At 40.2% G+C, this 18,208-nt stretch carries 15 protein-coding genes and 1 pseudogene; 8 read left to right on the plus strand and 8 right to left on the minus strand.

Going from position 1 to position 18,208, the window contains the following annotated elements:
• Nucleotides 1-19: 19 nt before the first annotated feature.
• The 3 genes from SHALO_RS11825 to SHALO_RS11835 are packed head-to-tail and all read right to left on the minus strand — an operon-like array spanning nt 20 to nt 2,804.
• Nucleotides 20-1,420: a sensor histidine kinase gene (locus SHALO_RS11825; protein WP_069478713.1), complete on the minus strand. Its 1,401-nt coding sequence runs from the start codon at nt 1,418-1,420 to the stop codon at nt 20-22.
• Nucleotides 1,414-2,085 carry a response regulator transcription factor gene (locus SHALO_RS11830; protein ID WP_069478714.1) on the minus strand — a complete coding sequence of 224 codons (672 nt, stop codon included), beginning with the start codon at nt 2,083-2,085 and terminating at the stop codon, nt 1,414-1,416. The genes SHALO_RS11825 and SHALO_RS11830 overlap by 7 nt, the downstream gene beginning before the upstream one ends.
• 50 nt (nt 2,086-2,135) lie before the next feature.
• Entirely contained in the window at nt 2,136-2,804 is a 669-nt protein-coding gene (locus tag SHALO_RS11835; RefSeq protein ID WP_069478715.1) for a phosphate signaling complex PhoU family protein, read from the minus strand.
• Between the two features lie 140 nt (nt 2,805-2,944).
• On the opposite strand from SHALO_RS11835, the gene olsF reads away from it, so the two are divergent.
• Nucleotides 2,945-4,660: a bifunctional ornithine lipid synthase OlsF gene (gene olsF, locus SHALO_RS11840; protein ID WP_069478716.1), complete on the plus strand. Its 1,716-nt coding sequence runs from the start codon at nt 2,945-2,947 to the stop codon at nt 4,658-4,660.
• A 60-nt stretch (nt 4,661-4,720) separates the two neighbouring features.
• Entirely contained in the window at nt 4,721-6,019 is a 1,299-nt protein-coding gene (locus tag SHALO_RS11845) for an ATP-binding protein (RefSeq protein ID WP_069478717.1), read from the plus strand.
• 49 nt (nt 6,020-6,068) lie between these two features.
• On the opposite strand, the gene SHALO_RS11850 is transcribed toward SHALO_RS11845, so the two are convergent.
• The 3 genes from SHALO_RS11850 to SHALO_RS11860 all read right to left on the minus strand — a co-directional run bounded on the left by SHALO_RS11850 (nt 6,069) and on the right by SHALO_RS11860 (nt 10,222).
• Entirely contained in the window at nt 6,069-7,670 is a 1,602-nt protein-coding gene (locus SHALO_RS11850; protein ID WP_069478718.1) for a methyl-accepting chemotaxis protein, read from the minus strand.
• A gap of 164 nt (nt 7,671-7,834) precedes the next feature.
• A complete protein-coding gene (locus SHALO_RS11855) occupies nt 7,835-8,611 on the minus strand; it encodes a dioxygenase family protein (protein ID WP_069478719.1) in 777 nt (258 codons plus the stop codon).
• Nucleotides 8,612-8,620: 9 nt separating this feature from the next.
• Nucleotides 8,621-10,222 (minus strand): methyl-accepting chemotaxis protein, encoded by a 1,602-nt coding sequence (locus SHALO_RS11860; RefSeq protein WP_069478720.1) that lies wholly within the window; start codon nt 10,220-10,222, stop codon nt 8,621-8,623.
• Nucleotides 10,223-10,385: 163 nt separating this feature from the next.
• Here SHALO_RS11860 and SHALO_RS11865 point away from each other — a divergent pair, with 163 nt between their 5' ends.
• The 6 genes and pseudogenes from SHALO_RS11865 (at nt 10,386) to SHALO_RS11885 (ending at nt 15,535) form a co-directional block, all read left to right on the plus strand.
• Nucleotides 10,386-11,426 (plus strand): PstS family phosphate ABC transporter substrate-binding protein, encoded by a 1,041-nt coding sequence (locus SHALO_RS11865; RefSeq protein WP_069478721.1) that lies wholly within the window; start codon nt 10,386-10,388, stop codon nt 11,424-11,426.
• Nucleotides 11,427-11,540: 114 nt separating this feature from the next.
• Nucleotides 11,541-11,609: pseudogene (locus SHALO_RS15770) on the plus strand (hypothetical protein); the annotation flags it as partial.
• Nucleotides 11,610-11,837: 228 nt separating this feature from the next.
• Entirely contained in the window at nt 11,838-12,746 is a 909-nt protein-coding gene (gene pstC, locus SHALO_RS11870) for a phosphate ABC transporter permease subunit PstC (protein ID WP_223809824.1), read from the plus strand.
• Nucleotides 12,747-12,755: 9 nt separating this feature from the next.
• On the plus strand, nt 12,756-13,928 hold the full coding sequence (gene pstA, locus SHALO_RS11875; protein ID WP_069478722.1) for a phosphate ABC transporter permease PstA: 1,173 nt from the start codon (nt 12,756-12,758) through the stop codon (nt 13,926-13,928).
• 71 nt (nt 13,929-13,999) lie between these two features.
• Complete coding sequence (pstB, locus tag SHALO_RS11880) at nt 14,000-14,752, plus strand: phosphate ABC transporter ATP-binding protein PstB (protein ID WP_476691234.1); 753 nt, start codon at nt 14,000-14,002, stop codon at nt 14,750-14,752.
• A 153-nt stretch (nt 14,753-14,905) separates the two neighbouring features.
• The gene (locus SHALO_RS11885; RefSeq protein ID WP_069478723.1) at nt 14,906-15,535 is read left to right on the plus strand and encodes a YkgJ family cysteine cluster protein; all 630 of its coding nucleotides are present in this window, start codon (nt 14,906-14,908) and stop codon (nt 15,533-15,535) included.
• A gap of 27 nt (nt 15,536-15,562) precedes the next feature.
• Here the strand turns inward: SHALO_RS11885 and SHALO_RS11890 are convergent, their stop codons facing one another.
• Nucleotides 15,563-16,297 (minus strand): winged helix-turn-helix domain-containing protein, encoded by a 735-nt coding sequence (locus tag SHALO_RS11890; RefSeq protein WP_069478724.1) that lies wholly within the window; start codon nt 16,295-16,297, stop codon nt 15,563-15,565.
• A gap of 21 nt (nt 16,298-16,318) precedes the next feature.
• Nucleotides 16,319-18,208 (minus strand): methyl-accepting chemotaxis protein, encoded by a 1,890-nt coding sequence (locus SHALO_RS11895; RefSeq protein WP_069478725.1) that lies wholly within the window; start codon nt 18,206-18,208, stop codon nt 16,319-16,321.

Consider the following 18,208-nt stretch of genomic DNA (forward strand, 5'->3'; position numbering starts at 1 on the left):
CTACGCTTTGTTCTGCGTATCATAATACAACATTGTTTGAAGGTAATTTAAATGAAAAATCAGATCCAACGCCTAAGCTACTTTGTATTTCAAGCATGGAGTTGTGCATCTTGAGAATGTAATTGACCAATGCAAGCCCAAGTCCCATCGAATTGTCCCACGAATGCGAGTTGGAGCGGTAGAACTTTTGGGTCACTTTTTCGATCTCTTCTTCCTTAATGCCAACGCCATTATCTTTTACATGTAAAGATCCCTCTGTGAGGTAAATCTCGATGGTATCGTCGGAGTATTTGAGTGCGTTGTCGATGAGATTGGAGATGACGATTTCGATCATCGTGCGATCTGCTGTAATGGGAAACGTCTCAGGAAGGGTGCAGACAATGGGACGATTGTGGTGTTTTTCCCTAAAGCTTTGCGCGATGTCTTGCGTCATTTTGACGACATCAAATGTGCTGTTTTGTGTGTTGAAGTCGCCATTTTCAAACTTGGTTGTAAGCGTTAGCCGGTCGATCATTCCAGAGATTTTTTGTCCATTTTGAACGATTTTACCTAAAAAGCGCTCCCTAATTTGTGGGTTTGCAAGTGGATCATCCAAAAGTGTTTGCGCATACCCCATAATGGACGCAATAGGGTTTTTAAACTCATGGCTAATAGCAGAGATGACATCGCTTCTTTGTTGGCTTATTAGCTTGATTTTGGCAGTGTATTTACGTTTTTGCTTGGCACGTTTTTCCAATTTCGCGGCTAGTTTTTTGAGGTAATTGGCAATCTCAAAAAACTCCAAACAGAAGTGAGACGAGAGGCTGATTTTGTAGTCTTTGTCGGCAATTTGTTGGAGGTTTTCGATGATTTTATCGATTTCGTGACGCACTTTTTGACTGAAAATATACGCGCCATACAGTCCCGCTAAGATGTTGAGACCGAAGATAATGGTCAGTTTGAGCCACAAGTCATAAAAGGTGTGCATAATGGTGTCAATGTTCGTGGCAAGGCGTAAAAAAAGAATACGATCGTCTAGTTTAACACGGTGCGCCACATACAAAAAGTTACTGTGCACCGAATCAGAAAAGCGCACTGCATGGGCAAATTCCACCTTTTGGGCTTTGATGATCTCTTCACGGTGTGAGTGGTTGTCCATCGTTTCATTGTCTTTGTCGCTATCGACAAGGACGACACCTGCTTCATTAATAAGGGTAAAACGAATGTTCGAACTCTCTTTGATCATCTTTGCAAAAGCTTCAAGATCTTCGATGTTTGGAAGTTGGTGTTTGATGATCTTGATGTGTGATTCAAGCTCTATTTGGTAGCGCTCTATGTTGTCGCTTTTGATCGTAAAATAACTGACCAAGCCCGAAAGACACAAGGTGCCAAGAAAAAGAGTGAGAAGGGCTCTGGTAACATGTTGATGAAGCATTAGCATAAGATATATCCTACTCCCCAGATGGATTTGATGTACTCTTTTTCTTTGGTTGGGTCTATCTTTTGTTTGAGACGATTAATAGCGACATTAACCGTTTTATCTTGAAAAAATTCATCGTTTTTCCAGACATGTTCGAGCAAAAATTCGCGGCTTAAAACGGCGTTTTTATTTTCTATCATCGTTTTGAGCAGATCAAACTCCAGCTTTGTAAGCTCCACATCTTTGTCATTGACAGACAAGCGGTGTGCTTCAAGGTCTAAGATGAGATCGCGATACGAGAGCGTGTTTTTGCTCTCAGGCGCGGTGCGTGCTAAGATAGCTTTGATGCGAAGCAACAGCTCTTTCATATTGTAAGGCTTTGTGACGTAGTCATCGCACCCTCTTAAAAAGCCCTCTTCAATGTGGGTGTCACTGTTTTTTGCAGTCACAAAAATGACCGCTTGAGAGAACCCTTTTTTACGCAAGTTCTCTACAAATTCACTTCCTTCAACCCCAGGGAGATTGCGATCCACAATTAAAAGATCGATGGGCTCTTCTTGCAGACATTTTTCAACATTTCTACTGCTTAAAAAGCCCAGTGTTTCGTAACCCTCTTTTTGAAGATGATACTCTAAGAGTTCAAGTAAATCTTCTTCATCTTCAATAATCAAAATAGTCTGTTTCATTTTACCTCATACTACACGAAAAATTCAAAGCGCTTGAAATGCGTGTTAACTTAATACGTCTTCATCTCTCCACCCACACGTGCGAAGATCATTAATTGTACAATATTTACACTGCGATCTGCCATACGTTCTAACTTTCGCATGGTGCTAAGAATTTGGATAAAATCAGCCGATTGGTCGATCATTTTGGCGATGTCACTGAGGATGTTTTTCTCCAAAATCGAGTAAAGATCATCGCTTTTGCTCTCTTCAACTTTAACCCTTCGGTAGATGTCTTCCAGTGTTTCAGGGTCAGCGATTTCGATCGTGCTGATGGCTAATGTCACTGCTTTGATGGATGTTTTACATAAATGTATTGAGTATTCATGCAACGAAGCAAATGGTAAATCACTTTGGAGATGTTGCGCCATGCGTTTACTAAACCCACGAATATTTTCAGCAATCTTGACCAGTTCATTGGTGATTTTAAGATACGCAACCATCTTACGTAAATCTTTTGCTTCCGGTCCAAAAAGGGCGAGTGCGACAACGATTTCATTATCAATAGCATTAGCTCTGTTTTCAATATTTTTAAGAAGGGTTTTTGCCGAGTCAAAACGAGATATATCTAAACTTTCCATACCGCAAAGAGCTTTTTCACCTGCCATAGAGATTTCAGAACCTAAATCAATCAACATTCGCTTGATCTCAATAAGTCTCTCTTCATATTTTTGAAGCATACGTTTTCCTTATAATAGTTTGCCATCATTGTAGTTTGAAATCATTACAATATGGTAACATAAAAACCCTCCTAGCGTTACCACATCGTAATCAGCTCACCATATAATCAGTCCAAAATAATAAACGTAAAGGAGCATTCATGGTAGATGTAGAAAAAACGTTAAGCCTCAAGTACCCTAGCATTGTCTATTATCCGAGTATTGTGAGAAATTTCGTTGTTTATCTCCTGAAAAAGCTACTTCATCAAGATGAGATTAACGATTTTTTAATGCACGGAGAGGCGTATCGTGGGTTTGATTTTGTCGAAGCGGTGCTGGAGTATTTCAACTTTGGCTACACCATCTCTAATAAAGATAAAACCAATATCCCTTCCTCTGGGCGCATTATCATCATCGCAAACCACCCATTAGGCGCACTGGACGCTTTGGCACTTATCTCGCTTATTAAAGAGATACGAAGTGATGTGAAAGTACTGGCAAATGACGTGTTGATGCAGATTGAACCGCTCAGTGGACTGCTCATTCCCATCGATAATCTTACAGGTGCAACGGCGAAAGAGTCGATCAAAAAAGTTTACGATGCGCTTGAGCGTGATGAAGCGCTTATTGTCTTTCCCTCAGGTGAAGTCTCACGGGCTCAGCCAACAGGCATTAAAGATACGAAATGGAAAAAAGGCTTTTTAAAGTTTGCGCAAAAGACCAATTCACCTCTTTTACCTGTGTTCATTGATGCCAAAAATTCGCCACTTTTTTACACACTTTCGATGATCAACAAAAAAATCTCGACCTTTTTACTCGCCAGTGAGATGTTTAAAAAACGCTCCAAAGTGATTAACTTTAAAATTGGCGAGATGATCACCTATAAAACGCTTCAAAGCTCAGGCTTTAGCGACACAACCTTGATTACGCTTTTGAAAAAACATCTTTATAAGATCAGTAAAGGTAAAAAGGGAATTTTTGCAACGCAAAGAGCGATTGCGCATCCTGAAGAGCGCAAAGCCATACGCGCAGAGCTTAAAAAATCCACCCTTTTAGGTCAAACGAGTGATGGCAAGAAAATCTATCTGTATGAGTATGAAGCAGGTTCCATTTTGATGAAAGAGATAGGACGCTTGCGAGAGTTTACATTTCGTAAAGTGGAAGAGGGAACGGGTGGAAAACGCGATGTAGACGCATTTGATAAGCACTACAAACATATCGTGCTGTGGGACGATGATGAGCTTGAAGTCGTGGGAGCGTACCGCATTGGCGAAGCCAATTATATCAGTGAGTATTTTGGAATGGAAGGGTTTTATTCACACAGCCTTTTTGAATTTGCCCCCGAGTTTGAGCCTTATTTACACAACTCCATTGAGCTAGGACGAAGTTTTGTTCAGCCACGCTATTGGGGCACACGTGCCCTTGATTATCTCTGGCAAGGCATTGGGGCGTACTTGTTTAAAAATCCGCATATTCGTTACATGTACGGTCCTGTGAGTCTGAGCGATGTTTATCCCAAAATCGCCAAAAATCTCATCATCACCTTCTATTCCCTCTATTTTGGTTCAGCACAATCCTTGGTTCTCGCACGAAACTCTTTTTTTATGAGTAAATTAGAGAAAGAAGAAGCACTCTCTTTTTTCAAAGGCGATGATTATAAAGAGGATTTTGCCGTTTTAAAAGAGCAACTTTCTCACATGGATCTTAGCGTGCCAACACTGTATAAACAGTACACCGAACTCTGCGAAGAGGGTGGCATCTCATTTTTAGATTTTAACATCGACAAAGAGTTTGCCAACTGTGTGGATAGCTTTATTTTAGTGGATATCACCAAAGTCAAAGAAGCGAAAAAGACGCGCTATATCAAAGGGGCGTAATTCAATCCTTTACAAAGAGAACTAAAATCTATATAATTATACTTATATAAAAGGATGATTATGAAAGAGATATTTAAAAAAATCCTCACCGATTTTATGGATAAAGAGATTGCAGGCATTTTGCCACGAACGCAGAGCATTCCTTTAGAGAGTAAAAAAATTATTTCGCTCATTGGAGTGCGACGCAGTGGCAAAAGCTCCATTTTGTTTGACGCTATACGCGCACTAAGACTCACACATCCTAGAGAAAATGTACTGTATCTCAACTTTGAAGATGACAGGCTTTTTCCGCTCAAACTGGAACATCTGGATTTAATCCTTGAAGCCTACTTTGAAATGTACCCCACTAAAAGAGATGAAAAGATTTATCTCTTTTTAGATGAAGTGCAAGTGGTTGATGGCTGGGAGTTGTATGTCAGGCGCATTTACGATACGCTCAATCTCTCTATTTTTATAACAGGATCTAGCGCAAAACTCCTTTCCAGTGAGATCGCTACAAGCCTTCGGGGCAGAACACTAAGCTTTGAAATCTTTCCTTTTTCTTTTCGTGAATACCTTACATGTAAAGGTATAGAAGTCAATCTCAATGCTTCAAAATCGCTCAGTTTTATCAAAAATGCACTGGATAGCTATCTTGCAGATGGTGGTTTTGCCGAGACAATTGGAGAAGATGCTTTCATCGCACGAAAGATTTTGAGCGATTATCTTGAGCTGATTGTTTACAAAGACATCGCTCAGAGGCACAACATCACTAATGGAAGTTTACTCAAGCACCTCACGAAGTACTGCTTTACGAACATTGCTACTTTGCTCAGTTTTACAAAACTTTACAATGAGTTTAAATCGCAAGGGTTCAAGCTCTCCAAAGATACGATTTTTAATTATATGTCGTACCTTGAAGATGCCTATGCGCTTTTTACCGTGCCAATTTACCGAAATTCTATCAAAGAAGAGCAACGCAATCCCAAGAAAATCTATGCCGTGGACAGCGGTTTTAAAAAGATTTACGATTATGTGTTCAGCCACGATAAGAGCAAACTGTATGAAAACGCCGTTTTTTTAGAACTTAGGCGTCAGAGTAAAGATGTTTATTATTTTAAAGCGCATCATGAAGTTGATTTTTATGCCAAGATCGAAGGTAAAGAGCTACTTCTAAATGTGAGTTATGAGCTCAAAGATGAAAAAACGCGCAAGAGAGAATACGATGGGCTTTTAGAAGCAATGACCTATTTTGGTCTAAATGAGGGTTATCTCATTACTAAAGATGAAAAAAATGATGTGCTCTTTGATGACAAAACAATCCATATCCTTCCTCTGTATGAGTGGTTGCTGATGGCGCATGATCAGGATAAAGTATAGCTTTCTATAAAGAGACCAAACCCTGAAGTGGGCTTGGTCTCTTGTAGGGTTACGCTGTTTTAAATGCGGAGAGGGCGTTGCTGAGATTGGTGGAGAGTTTGGCGAGGTGTTCTGCCGCACTGGCGATCTCTTCGACGCTTCTGGCGTTGGTTGAGGTGAGTTTGTGGATGGTGTTGACACGCTCCAGCATAACGTTGGCTTCGACACTTCCATGTTTGGCTTCTTGCGCAGCGCCTTCTGCAACGGTCGCGGTTTCATTCATGCTGCTCACTGTTTTAAGCATCAATTGTTGCGTATTTTCGGCGCGATGTCCGAGGGATTGAATCTCTTTGGCATTTTTCTTCATGAGATCGGATGTTGTATTGACCGATTGGGTGATGACCGCTACGGTAGAGTTACTCTCCACAAGACTTTTTTGGGTGCGTTCAGCCAGTTTACGCACTTCATCGGCGACAACGGCAAATCCACGACCGTGCTCACCTGCGCGTGCAGCTTCAATAGCGGCATTGAGGGCTAAAAGGTTGGTCTGTTCGGCAATGTCAGAGATGACTAAGAGCACTTGTTGCACTTGGGATACCTCTTGATCGAGCTGTTCCAAACGAGCAGAAAGATCGGTTTGATTGACAACGACAGTTTGAAGATCGGATGAGACGGCAAGGACTTCATTGGAAGCGTTATTGAGCTCATTGGCGACACCTTGCATCACGGTGCCTGCATGCTCCGCATTCTTTTCACTGTCGTGTAAAATGCTGGCAACTTTTTTGGTGGTATTGACTGCATGATCGACCTCTTGATCGGTCTCTTCGGTGCGCTTTCCGATTTGGAGCGATGTTGAAGAGAGCTCTTCGGCAACGGCCGCATTTTCCATCGCAGTACGTTTAGCATCATCGATGGCGATGCGTAACTGCTCGAAAAGCGTGTTGACGGTGCGCATGATGTTTGCGATCTCGTCATTGCCTGTGATTGCAATAGGGTGGCTAAGGTCTTTATTTTTTCCGATATAGTCACACTCTTTGGCAGCGTTGGAAAGTGAGTTTTTAATTTTAGTCGCAATGACCCAGAAAAGAAACGCTGTGACGCCTGAAACAAGCAGTGCCATGAGCATCCCAATTTTTTTGGCACCGTCGAGGAGTTCGTGCTCTTCTTGTTCAATATCTTGAGAGAGGGCATCGGAATTTTTAGAGATGGAGATAAACGCGTCGCGTCCTTTATTGGTCAGCTCCATAAATTTCGCTCCCTCAGGTGTGGCAAGAAATTCGGCCGAATTGGTTTCGTTTTTATACTGCTTAAGCATCTCAAAACGAGGCATGGCACTGACTCTAAAATCATCCGCTCCTTTTTGGATTAGATTTAAAAGAGCGATATCTTTTTCCGCACTCAGCAGGGGTCGAAGTTCGTTAATATGCTCATCAAGCTTCTTTTGCGATTGGACATAGCTTTCGATAAAGTGTTGTGCATACGAGATTTGATACCCTCTAGAATACATCAAGAGCTCTGAGGTGTAGCGAGGGAGTTTCCCGATGTGTTGCACTTTTTTAACGGCTATTTCGGCGTCCCCTGCATGGGAAATCAGCAGGTAACTGAGCCCCACAGTGCCGATCAAAATAATAACCAATAAAAACATGAGTTTAGCGCGAATTGTCTGTAACATAAAATGTCCCTTATAAATAACTTTTAATTTTTATATTATAGCTTTAATTGTAGTTTTTTCATGTGAGATTTTGCGTGAGATATGAGAAATAGAGACTTTTACATGTAAGGTAAATCACCCTTATTACGCAGGTTTGTGATAAGGGTGGCAAAAAATGACATAGATTAGGAGAGCATAAAACCTCGCATCGAGAGGCTGGCATTTTGGAAGAAAGGGGTCAGAATTTTCAGTTCATCCTCTTTTTTCCTCGTTCCTGCGATGTATAAAAGTGGCAGATAGTGGTCGATGCTTGGGTGCGCTGTTTTAAAATCAGGGCATCGCTCTTCAATGCGCACTAAGCTTTCGACATCGTTACATGTAAAGGCTTGATGGACAAAATCATCCACATTTTGAGCCCATTGCACGGCGGGGGCATTGATGTTGTAAAAATCGACCATGCCAAGATTGTGCGTGATGTTACCGCTTCCGATGATCATAATGCCTTCATCTCTGAGCACTTGGAGTTGCTCACCGATCTTTACATGTAAAGACAGGGGCAGGTTTTTATTGAGGCTGAGTTGAATGATCGGAATGCTCGCTTTGGGAAAGAGAAAATGCAGTGGCATCCACGCGCCATGGTCTAATCCTCGCTCGACTAAAGGGGCATCTAAAAGTGTGGCGATGCGTTTTGAGAGCGTATTGTTGCTGGGTGATGGGTAGCTCATCTCATACAGCGTGGGTGGAAAGCCGTAAAAATCATACAGCGTCTCATACGCAATGCCTGAGCTGATACTCACGGCTGTTTGGTTTGTGTACCAGTGTGCTGAAATGACCAGAATGGCTTTGGGCGTTGGAAGCTCTTTACAGAGCGCTTCAAGCGCTTCGGTAAAACTATTTTCTAACACAAGATTCATCGGTGAACCATGCCCCAAAAAGAGGCAAGGCATCGTAGTGTTTGACATCACGTTTCCTTAGACTGTTTTAAAGGCTGCAAGCGCAAGGCTTAGGGTATTGGAGAGTTTTGAAAGATGCTCTGCCGCACTCGCGATCTCTTCGACACTTCTGGCATTGGTCGCAGAAATGTGATGAATCGCATCAATGCGACCTAACATTTCAGAAGCTTGAGCGCTTCCCTCTTTGGCATCTTTGGCGCTGTTTTGTGCCAATGTTTTGGCTTCATTCATCGTGGAGACGGTTTTGAGCATTATTTTTTGCGTCTCTTCGGCTCGTTGCCCCAGTGCTTGAATCTCTTGCGCATTGCTTTTCATGAGCTCGGATGAGGTAGCAACCGATTGGGTGATGACAGCGACGGTTGCATTGCTCTCTACCAAACTTTTTTGGGTGCGTTCTGCCAATTTTCGTACTTCATCGGCAACGACGGCAAATCCACGACCGTGTTCGCCTGCGCGTGCTGCTTCAATGGCGGCATTGAGGGCTAGCAAATTGGTCTGTTCTGCAATGTCTGCAATGACGGAGAGAACTTGCTGGACTTGGGTCACTTCTTGATCAAGATGCTCAATGCGACTTGAAAGATCGGTTTGGTTGACCACAATGGTTTGCAGATCGTTGGAGACACTAAGAACCTCTTGAGAAGCGTTGCTGAGCTCATCGGACACATTTTGAATGACCGACTCAGAACGGTTTGAACTCTCTTCACTCGTATGCAAGATACTCGCCACTTTTTTCGTAGAATCCAGTGCATGATCGACCTCTTTAGCGGCCTCTTCGGTTCGTTTTCCGATTTGAAGTGAGGTGGATGAGAGCTCTTCGGCAACTGCAGCATTTTCTAACGCCGTACGTTTTGCCCCGTCAATGGCACTGCACAGTTTCGTAAGCAGGGCGTTAACCGTCGCCATCATTGAGGCAATTTCATCCTGACCTTTCGTGTCAATGCTATGGCTTAAATCTTGGCTATTGCCGATGTAGTCGCACTCTTTGGACGCAGTTTGTATGGAGTTTTTGATCTGACCTGAGGTGTACCAAAAGATAAAACTTGACACAACTAAGACCAACAACGCCATAATAACACCAACTATATTGGCTTGATCTAAGACCTGATCTTCATACGCTTCGATGGATTTTGTCAGCTTTTTAGAAGAATCTAAGAGGGTAATAAAGCTCGTACGCCCTTCATTGGTGACCACTGTAAATCGCTTGCCCTCGGGAGTGTTTAGAAACTCAGGTGAATTAATCGCTTCTTTGTATTTATCGACTAAAACAAAGCGCTCATCACTGGAGAGTTTCACCTCGGCAGCTACTTTTTTAATCTGCTCAAGGAGCGCACTATTTTCCTTATTTAACAGTGTTGGTTCAAGTTCTTGCGCGGCTTTGAGAAGATTATCATAGGCTTTATAGTACGCCTCTGTCATTTTAGGATTGAAAGTGATTTGGTGCCCTCTTGCTTGGACGAGCAGTTCATTCGTGTACGTAGCAATGGCACCTGCATATTGCACTTTTTCGACGGCCATTTGAGCTTTGGTCGTATTTGAAACAAGTAAATAGCCTAGTCCTGACGTCCCTATAACAATAACAACAAAGAGAAACAAGAGTTTAGCACGGATAGATTGAAGCATAAAAATTCCTTCTAGCAAGTTAGTTTAGAATTATAACGGGCTATTCCCAAAAAAATGATAATAACGAAGCATTTTAATCCTCTATTTAGAAACAATTCGTAACCAAGTTGTAATCAAATTCCCTTACAATGACATTACCAAATTTTAGAAATGGAGTATACCAATGACTATCAAAACATGTGCAATTGCACTTTTAAGTGTTGCTGCTTTGAGTACAACGGCAAGTGCAAGAGATCAGATTAAAATTGTTGGATCATCAACCGTGTATCCTTTTACCAGCTATGTCGCTGAAGAGTTTAAAGCAACAACAGGCAATGCGACACCTGTCGTTGAATCAACAGGAACCGGTGGTGGTATGAAGATTTTTTGTTCAGGCGATGGTCTTGATACACCTGATTTTACCAATGCTTCACGTCCTATGAAATCGGCTGAATACAAAGCATGTTTAGAAAATGGCGTCACAGATATTACCGGTATGATGGTAGGATTTGACGGTATTGCGTTTGCTCAATCTAAAACGAATGGCAAAATCAACTTTACACGTGAGCAAATGTTCTTAGCACTTGCTGAAGAAGTTCCAAGTAAAGATGGCAAGTCACTCATTAAAAACCCATACAAAACATGGAATGAGATCGATGCGGCTCTTCCAAATAGAAAAATCACCGTTTACGGTCCTCCAACCACATCAGGTACACGTGACTCTTTTGATGAGATGGTTATGGAGCACAGTTCAGCAAAATTTGAAGCGTATGGCGACAAAAAAGGCAAATACAAAGCGGTACGTCAAGACGGTGTGTTTGTTCCAGCAGGTGAAAATGACAACCTAATCGTTCAAAAACTCACCAAAGACACTGCTGCATTTGGTATCTTTGGTTACAGCTTCCTTGAAGAGAATGGCGATAAAATCAATGGCGCATCTGTGGATAGCGTTGAACCAGCATTTGATACGATTTCATCTGCAAAATACCCAATCTCAAGAAGCCTTTATATCTACGCTAAAAACTCACACCGTTCTCAAGTTAAAGGGATGGATGAATTCTTGAAATTGTATGTTGATGCAAAAATGATCGGTACAAAAGGTGTACTTAAAACAATCGGTTTGGTTCCAATGACCGAGGGAGATCTTAAAAAAGTACAAGCAGCTGTTTTAGCTAAGACTAAACTCACTGAAGAGATGGTTAAGAAAAATACCATTCTTCCATAAGTTTACATGTAAGACCGATGAGAGGCGTTTAGAGCCTCTCGCACCTCTTTTTAAAGGACTCTGGTGAGTACGCAAACACTCTATCTTATCTTTTTTGGTGGACTTGTTCCACTAATGTTTCTAGGCTATGTTTTAGGCCGACAAAAAGCCATCACGATTCGTTCACAAGGTATTAAAATGCATTCTCAACCTGACCAATACGGTTGGTTTGGAGCTCTTTATACAGGACTTCCGATCATTACGATTGGGGTTTGTGGAGTATTTTTATATCTTTTTGGCGTTCACGCCATTCCCCCAACGATGCTTTTAGCAGCAGCCCTTGGTGTGGGAGCACTCACCCTTGGACTCTTGATTAAAAATATCCAAGGTACGACCAAAGCGCGTGACTTGGTAGAAGATTTGATTAAGGGAATGCTCTTCACCGCTTCATTGGTTTCGGTGCTAACAACCTTTGGTATCTTGCTTTCTATCATCTTTGAAGCGCTTCATTTCTTCCAAATGCAAAGTTTCTTTCACTTCATCTTTGGCTTAGAGTGGTCGCCTGATACCGCCTTTTTAGAAGGTGCTGGTAGAGCAGATGCGAACGCGGCGGAAGCTAAATTTGGCGCCGTGCCTATTTTTGCAGGAACTTTTTACATCACCGCTATTGCGATGGTGGTTGCCATTCCGATGGGACTGCTGTCTGCGATTTTTATGTCTGAGTATGCCAGTTCAAGTGTTAGATCTCAAGTGAAGCCTTTTTTAGAGATTTTAGCGGGTATCCCAACCGTTGTGTATGGATTCTTTGCTGCCCTTACGGTCGCTCCGCTTGTGGTTAAATTTTTTGCGGTCTTTGGCATCGAAGCACAGTACCAAAACGCACTCTCTTCAGGTATTATCATGGGGATTATGATTATCCCGTTTATCTCTTCCCTCTCCGATGATGTTATCAGCTCTGTACCTCAAAATATGCGCAATGGTGCGTATGCACTTGGTATGAACAAAGCAGAGACGATTCGTTTTGTGGTTCTCCCTTCTGCGATGCCAGGTATCATCGCTTCGATCCTCCTTGGTGTCTCACGAGCCCTTGGAGAGACCATGATCGTTGTTATGGCAGCAGGTTTAAGACCAAACTTAACGTGGAATCCACTGGAAGATATGACCACCGTCACGGTTAAAATCGTTGAATCGCTTACGGGTGATCAAGAGTTTAACAACCCACTCACCCTCTCAGCCTTTGCGCTGGGTTTGGTGCTTTTTGTGGTGACGTTGGTGATTAACATTATCTCGGTCAGTACCATTCGTAAGTTCCATAGAAAATACAAAGTTTCAACGCTTTAAAGGGCAGATATGAAAGAGCAAAACGACAACTATTTTTACATACCACAGATCAAAAGACGTAACCAAAAAGCAGCTCTTTTTAAAGGGGCTACGATTATGGCGATTGTCTTCTCTGTCTCTTTTTTGATCTTCTTTTTGGTGGATTTAGGAAGATCCGGCTATCCCGCTTTTTTTCAAACCTATGTCAAAATGGAAGTCACCATCAATGAAGAGGTTTTGGAAAATCCTTATGTTGCGGTTAAAGGTAAAAACCTTAAAATTATCAGTCGCGCATGGCTAAGAGACATTCCCAATCAAGTCAAACAAAATCCAACATGGATGAATACGACACAAGAACACTGGGTACTCGCCAACTCTGAGGTTGACCAATATGTCAAAGGCAAAGAGTCACGAACCAAGCCAAATGAACGTGCCTATGTGGATGAACTCAAAGAAAAAGGGCTGGTTGAACTGAAGTTTAACACCATTTTTCTCACCACCGGCGATTCTAAAATTCCTGAAAATTCGGGCATCTACTCTTCCATCATTGGAACGGTGATGACCATTATCGTTACGATGCTGATCGCATTTCCGATCGGTGTTATGACAGCCATTTATCTCGAAGAGTTTGCTCCTGATAATCGTTGGACGCAGATCATTGAGGTGAATATCAACAACCTTGCCGCGATTCCTTCCATTTTGTTTGGTCTTTTAGGCTTGGCAATTTTTATCAACTTCTTTGGGGTTCCTAGGAGTTCACCGTTGGTAGGCGGTATGACCTTGTCACTTATGTGTCTGCCTGTTATCATTGTAAGCTCTAAAGCATCCCTCAAATCGGTTCCTGCAAGCATACGCCAAGCGGGTTTTGGTCTGGGACTGACCAAGTGGCAGATCGTGCGTGATCATGTTTTACCTTTGGCAATGCCAGGCATTATGACAGGTTCCATCATCTCCATTGCACATGCTTTGGGTGAGACAGCGCCTTTGATTATTGTCGGTATGATCGCGTTTGTGCCTGATGCGGCGACGAATTTTACCGACGCTGCAACTGTGCTTCCTGCACAAATCTTTACATGGGCAGGTATGCCTGAAAAAGCCTACTTGGAGCGTACTGCTGCAGGTATTATCGTTCTTTTAGCGGTACTTCTTTCCATGAATGCCGGCGCCGTGTACCTTAGAAAAAAATTTGAAAGAAAGTGGTAATGACAATGGAAAATGGTTTTATTCACACAACCTTTAACGATCGTGATGAGACTCCTGAGATTGCAGAGAGTATCAAAATAGAGGTCAAAAACCTTGATCTTTTTTACGGCGATAAACAGGCTCTCAATAGCATCAATATGGATGTTTATACGAAAAAAATCACAGCACTCATAGGACCGAGTGGTTGCGGAAAGTCTACTTTTTTACGTTGCATCAACCGCATGAACGATCTCGTTCCAAACTGTAGAGTAGAGGGTTTCGTTGGCATTGATGGACACGATGTATACGATAAAGACATCGACGTCGTTGCAGTTCGAAAACGCGTTGGTATGGTGTTTCAACAACCTAATCCTTTCCCAAAAAGCATCTATGAAAACATCGCGTATGCTCCTTTGATGCACGACATCGTGAAAAAAGGTAAAGAGTGTGACGAGTTGGTCGAGCGAGCACTCAAAGGTGCCAATCTTTGGGAAGAGGTTAAAGATAAACTCAAAGACCCAGGCACGGCACTCTCAGGCGGACAGCAACAACGTTTGTGTATCGCGCGTGCTATTGCGGTTGAGCCTGATGTTATTTTGATGGATGAGCCAACAAGTGCGCTTGATCCAATTTCAACCGAGAAAATTGAGAACTTGATGTTGGACTTGAAGAAAAACTACACCATCGTTATCGTCACACACAATATGCAGCAAGCTGCTCGTATCGCAGACTACACCGCATTTTTCCATTTAGGAAATCTCATCGAATACAGCGATGCTAAAACACTCTTCGTTAACCCAAAAGAGAAGAAAACCGAAGATTACATCACAGGACGTTTTGGTTGATCTTATCTTTTACATGTAAAGCGAAAAAGCTTTACATGTAAAACCCTTTCAAATAATATGGAATTGAAAATGCTTTATTTGGCTTTGCATAGAGTACAATGTTCTTAAAAAAGTTCGATTTTACACTGCACATCTTTAAAATAAAGCGAATGTATGGAAAACATAGGCAGTTTTGTCAATATCAAGAGTCATAATTTTCATTTTCACGGCTGTTCTACCTGTGAGGGTGATTGTTGTAATGGGGCTAAAGGCTTTGCTGCATCACCTCTAATTTTAGAAGATTTTGAAGCGGTGTATCAAAATTTTCCTATTTTGTTTAGTATGAAAGAGCAAAAATTAGTCGCCTATGTGCTTCTCAATGATGGCAAAAATTATTGCAAATATTATGTCAATCAACAATGCAGCATCTACTTACAAAGACCACCTGCATGTAAACTTTACCCTGTTAGTCCCTATTTTGAGCATCTCCTTGTCGATACTGCTTGTCCTTCTATCAATCAAGAGTCTGGATATTCGGTCTGCAGTGATGGAAAATTAAACAGTGCATTTGCAACGAAAAGATTGGAAAATTTTGATGAGAAGTTAGAAGCAACCCATGCTTTTTTTGAAAGCATTAACACGCTAGAAGATTTTGAACACGTGGGCAATTTGTTGGGCATACCGTTATTTCGATACATCAAACCAAGCGATAACCCATACATTAAAATGCATTTAGAATCACTCAAACACTCATGGTTTTATATGTCAGTTCATTCATTAATCCTTACACGTGAAGTCTCTTAAGATACTCATGGTATAAATACATAAACTTTAGTCATCAAACCTCAATTTAGTTAGACACTTTGTATTATATTCATTCAGAGAAGTTAATATTGTAAGATCTCCTCGAATTTTATATCCATGAAATTTAACCGATTCAATAAGATTTATAGGAAGTTTTTTTCTAATGATTTTTATTAATGCTCGAATTTTTTCATTATTTGTCAGTTCATCTTGATACACAAAATGAGCTATTTCATTATGCGTAACATAGTGAGGTGATTTAATACACAAAAGTTTTAACAACAAAGTTTCTTTTTTACCTAATTTGATTAACGATTCATTAAAAACAAAAAGAGAATTTTTGAAATCAAAATAAATACTTTTAGATATAAAAAATATATCATCATTCCAAATATTGCATAATTTAAAAATTCGATGAACAACAGGCTCTATTAAGCTATCTTTGATAGTGATATCGTGGTATCGATCTATGTAATGAAGTGTTCTAAAAAGCTCAAAACTTACTAAAGCCTTTTCCAATAAAAGTAAGATGGGTGCATTATAGCCTCCATTTTCTCTAATAAAAAGCTCAATGCGTACATCAAGAGGATTGGCTAAATTAAGAATGAAAAGAGCAATCGTATTAAAATGAGATTTATGCGAATATACTTCTTGCATATTATGAATATGTAGAACATTAAATTTAGTACGTGTTGAATTTAAGCCTTCTATAATTCTATTTGCAAAATCTTGATCAGGTTCAAGAAGTAAAAGATTCACCATTTCATTTCCTTTGATACATAATTAATGGATTTTAAATTGCTCTAATTCGTTATCTAACTTAGCTGCCATTATTGAAAGATCTTCACTAGCTTTTTCAACTTCTTGAATACTTGTAGTATTGGTTTTTATAATAGCTTCTATCTCTTGTATTGTTTCGATAATTTTTTGAATAGACATATTGACATTTAAAGCATTTTTTAGATTGAACTGATTACTCTGAATACTGTTTTGTAAAATATCAGCATTTTCTTTAAAGACACTTTCAATAGTTGAGAATATTTTCGAAAGGGAAAAGATTTCTTTGGAATTAATATCTATTTGTTCAGAAGCATCAGTTGTGGATTGAACAATAACGCTAATTGTTGTATTGATTTCAGATAAACTTTCTTGAGTCCTTTCTGCTAATTTACGAACTTCATCAGCAACAACGGCAAAGCCTCTTCCATGTTCACCTGCTCTTGCTGCTTCAATAGCAGCATTAAGAGCTAGTAAATTTGTTTGATCTGCTATGTCAGAAATTACATTTAAAATATTTTTTACTTCATCGGTACTTTCTCGACTATGTTGTAATTTAGAAGCCATTTCAAGTTCTTTTTCTGAGCTGTTTTGTAATTTTTTATTAAGTTGATCCATCTGTATTTGTATTTTTTGAAAATTTGTATTTACAATACCAAGCTGCTCGCTGTTCCTTTGCGTCTCGTCAATTGATGATTTTACTTCATTTAAAACTATCTTGCCATTTTCGACAGTATTTGAAACAATCATATTCTCTTCAGTAGAACGTTCTTCAAGTATTAAAAAAATTGCTTTGAGTTTTTTTGTAATAGTAAGGTTTTCCCTACTAGTTTCTTTTGCTCGAATAATTAATTCCTGAATTTTTTCAATGAATACGTTGATTGATTTTGCAATCTCTCCCAATTCATCATGACTTTTAATAGCTAATCTTTGCGTTAAATCGCCTTCGCCTGAAGCTAAATTTTTGATCATCTCTTGAAGTAAATGAAGAGGTTTAAATTGTAATGAAAGCAACATGTAAATTCCAAAGAATCCTAAAATAAGAAATACTAAACTAATCAATAAAAGCTTATTCGTTTGCTCATAAAGACTTGAAAAAGCTATTTTCTTGTCAAAATTAATCAGTATTTTCCATCCAGTCTCCTCGACTGTATTGAAGACTAAAATTTTTTCAGATCCATTAATTGAAAATTCTAAAATACCAGATTTTTTAGAAAATATTGCATCTTCAACCCATTTTAATTCGGGATTCAAGTCACTTAAACGCTTTCCTTGATATTCTGCAATAGGATGAAAAATACTTTTATGATCAATGCCTGTAATTGATGCGAAACCTCCATTAAATTGCGTCTCCAAAACTTTCTTTTTAATGTTTTCTAAGGGCAAAACAATAAAACCTATACTCTTTTCTTCAATGGGAGCAGAAATCGTTATAATTGGCATTCCTGGTCTCATAGGATTATCATGAGGAATAGAAAAAGCGGGTTGGAAGTTATTAGATTTGGCTGTTTTATAAACGAGTTCTTTTTCAGCATCTTCTGCACTCATGTAGGGTGCTGATGGTGATATATGAATTAAAGGTTTTCCTTCAAGATAGGCAATGCTTACATTTACATTAGCCGCCTGTGCTGTCTGTATTAAATGTTCACGAATACGCTCTGGTGTTTTTTCTTGAAGTTTATGGATACTTTTACCTAAGGCAATGACAATGTCTTGCTTATTGTACAACCATTCGCTAACGGTTTGTGTAAGCGATAGTGCTTTTTCTTCCAGCATTGAATGAATTTCTTGCTTTGTTGTTTGTTGCATCATAAAATGATTGATAGTAAGAAATGTAGTAAAGCCAAAGATCATGCCGCACATAATTGAGAGGATAATTTTTTGTTGTAATTTCAT

Source organism: Sulfurospirillum halorespirans DSM 13726, from assembly GCF_001723605.1.
In the GTDB taxonomy this organism is placed as follows: domain Bacteria; phylum Campylobacterota; class Campylobacteria; order Campylobacterales; family Sulfurospirillaceae; genus Sulfurospirillum; species Sulfurospirillum halorespirans.

What these genes read in the sequence shown, in the direction of transcription:
- SHALO_RS11825 (WP_069478713.1), bottom strand. Translation starts at nt 1,420, where the DNA reads ATGCTAATGCTTCATCAACATGTTACCAGAGCCCTTCTCACTCTTTTT.
- SHALO_RS11830 (WP_069478714.1), bottom strand. Translation starts at nt 2,085, where the DNA reads ATGAAACAGACTATTTTGATTATTGAAGATGAAGAAGATTTACTTGAA.
- SHALO_RS11850 (WP_069478718.1), bottom strand. Translation starts at nt 7,670, where the DNA reads ATGTTACAGACAATTCGCGCTAAACTCATGTTTTTATTGGTTATTATT.
- SHALO_RS11885 (WP_069478723.1), top strand. Translation starts at nt 14,906, where the DNA reads ATGGAAAACATAGGCAGTTTTGTCAATATCAAGAGTCATAATTTTCAT.
- SHALO_RS11860 (WP_069478720.1), bottom strand. Translation starts at nt 10,222, where the DNA reads ATGCTTCAATCTATCCGTGCTAAACTCTTGTTTCTCTTTGTTGTTATT.
- pstC (WP_223809824.1), top strand. Translation starts at nt 11,838, where the DNA reads ATGCTCTTCACCGCTTCATTGGTTTCGGTGCTAACAACCTTTGGTATC.
- SHALO_RS11895 (WP_069478725.1), bottom strand. Translation starts at nt 18,208, where the DNA reads ATGAAATTACAACAAAAAATTATCCTCTCAATTATGTGCGGCATGATC.
- SHALO_RS11890 (WP_069478724.1), bottom strand. Translation starts at nt 16,297, where the DNA reads ATGGTGAATCTTTTACTTCTTGAACCTGATCAAGATTTTGCAAATAGA.
- pstA (WP_069478722.1), top strand. Translation starts at nt 12,756, where the DNA reads ATGAAAGAGCAAAACGACAACTATTTTTACATACCACAGATCAAAAGA.
- SHALO_RS11845 (WP_069478717.1), top strand. Translation starts at nt 4,721, where the DNA reads ATGAAAGAGATATTTAAAAAAATCCTCACCGATTTTATGGATAAAGAG.
- SHALO_RS11855 (WP_069478719.1), bottom strand. Translation starts at nt 8,611, where the DNA reads ATGTCAAACACTACGATGCCTTGCCTCTTTTTGGGGCATGGTTCACCG.
- olsF (WP_069478716.1), top strand. Translation starts at nt 2,945, where the DNA reads ATGGTAGATGTAGAAAAAACGTTAAGCCTCAAGTACCCTAGCATTGTC.
- SHALO_RS11835 (WP_069478715.1), bottom strand. Translation starts at nt 2,804, where the DNA reads ATGCTTCAAAAATATGAAGAGAGACTTATTGAGATCAAGCGAATGTTG.
- SHALO_RS11865 (WP_069478721.1), top strand. Translation starts at nt 10,386, where the DNA reads ATGACTATCAAAACATGTGCAATTGCACTTTTAAGTGTTGCTGCTTTG.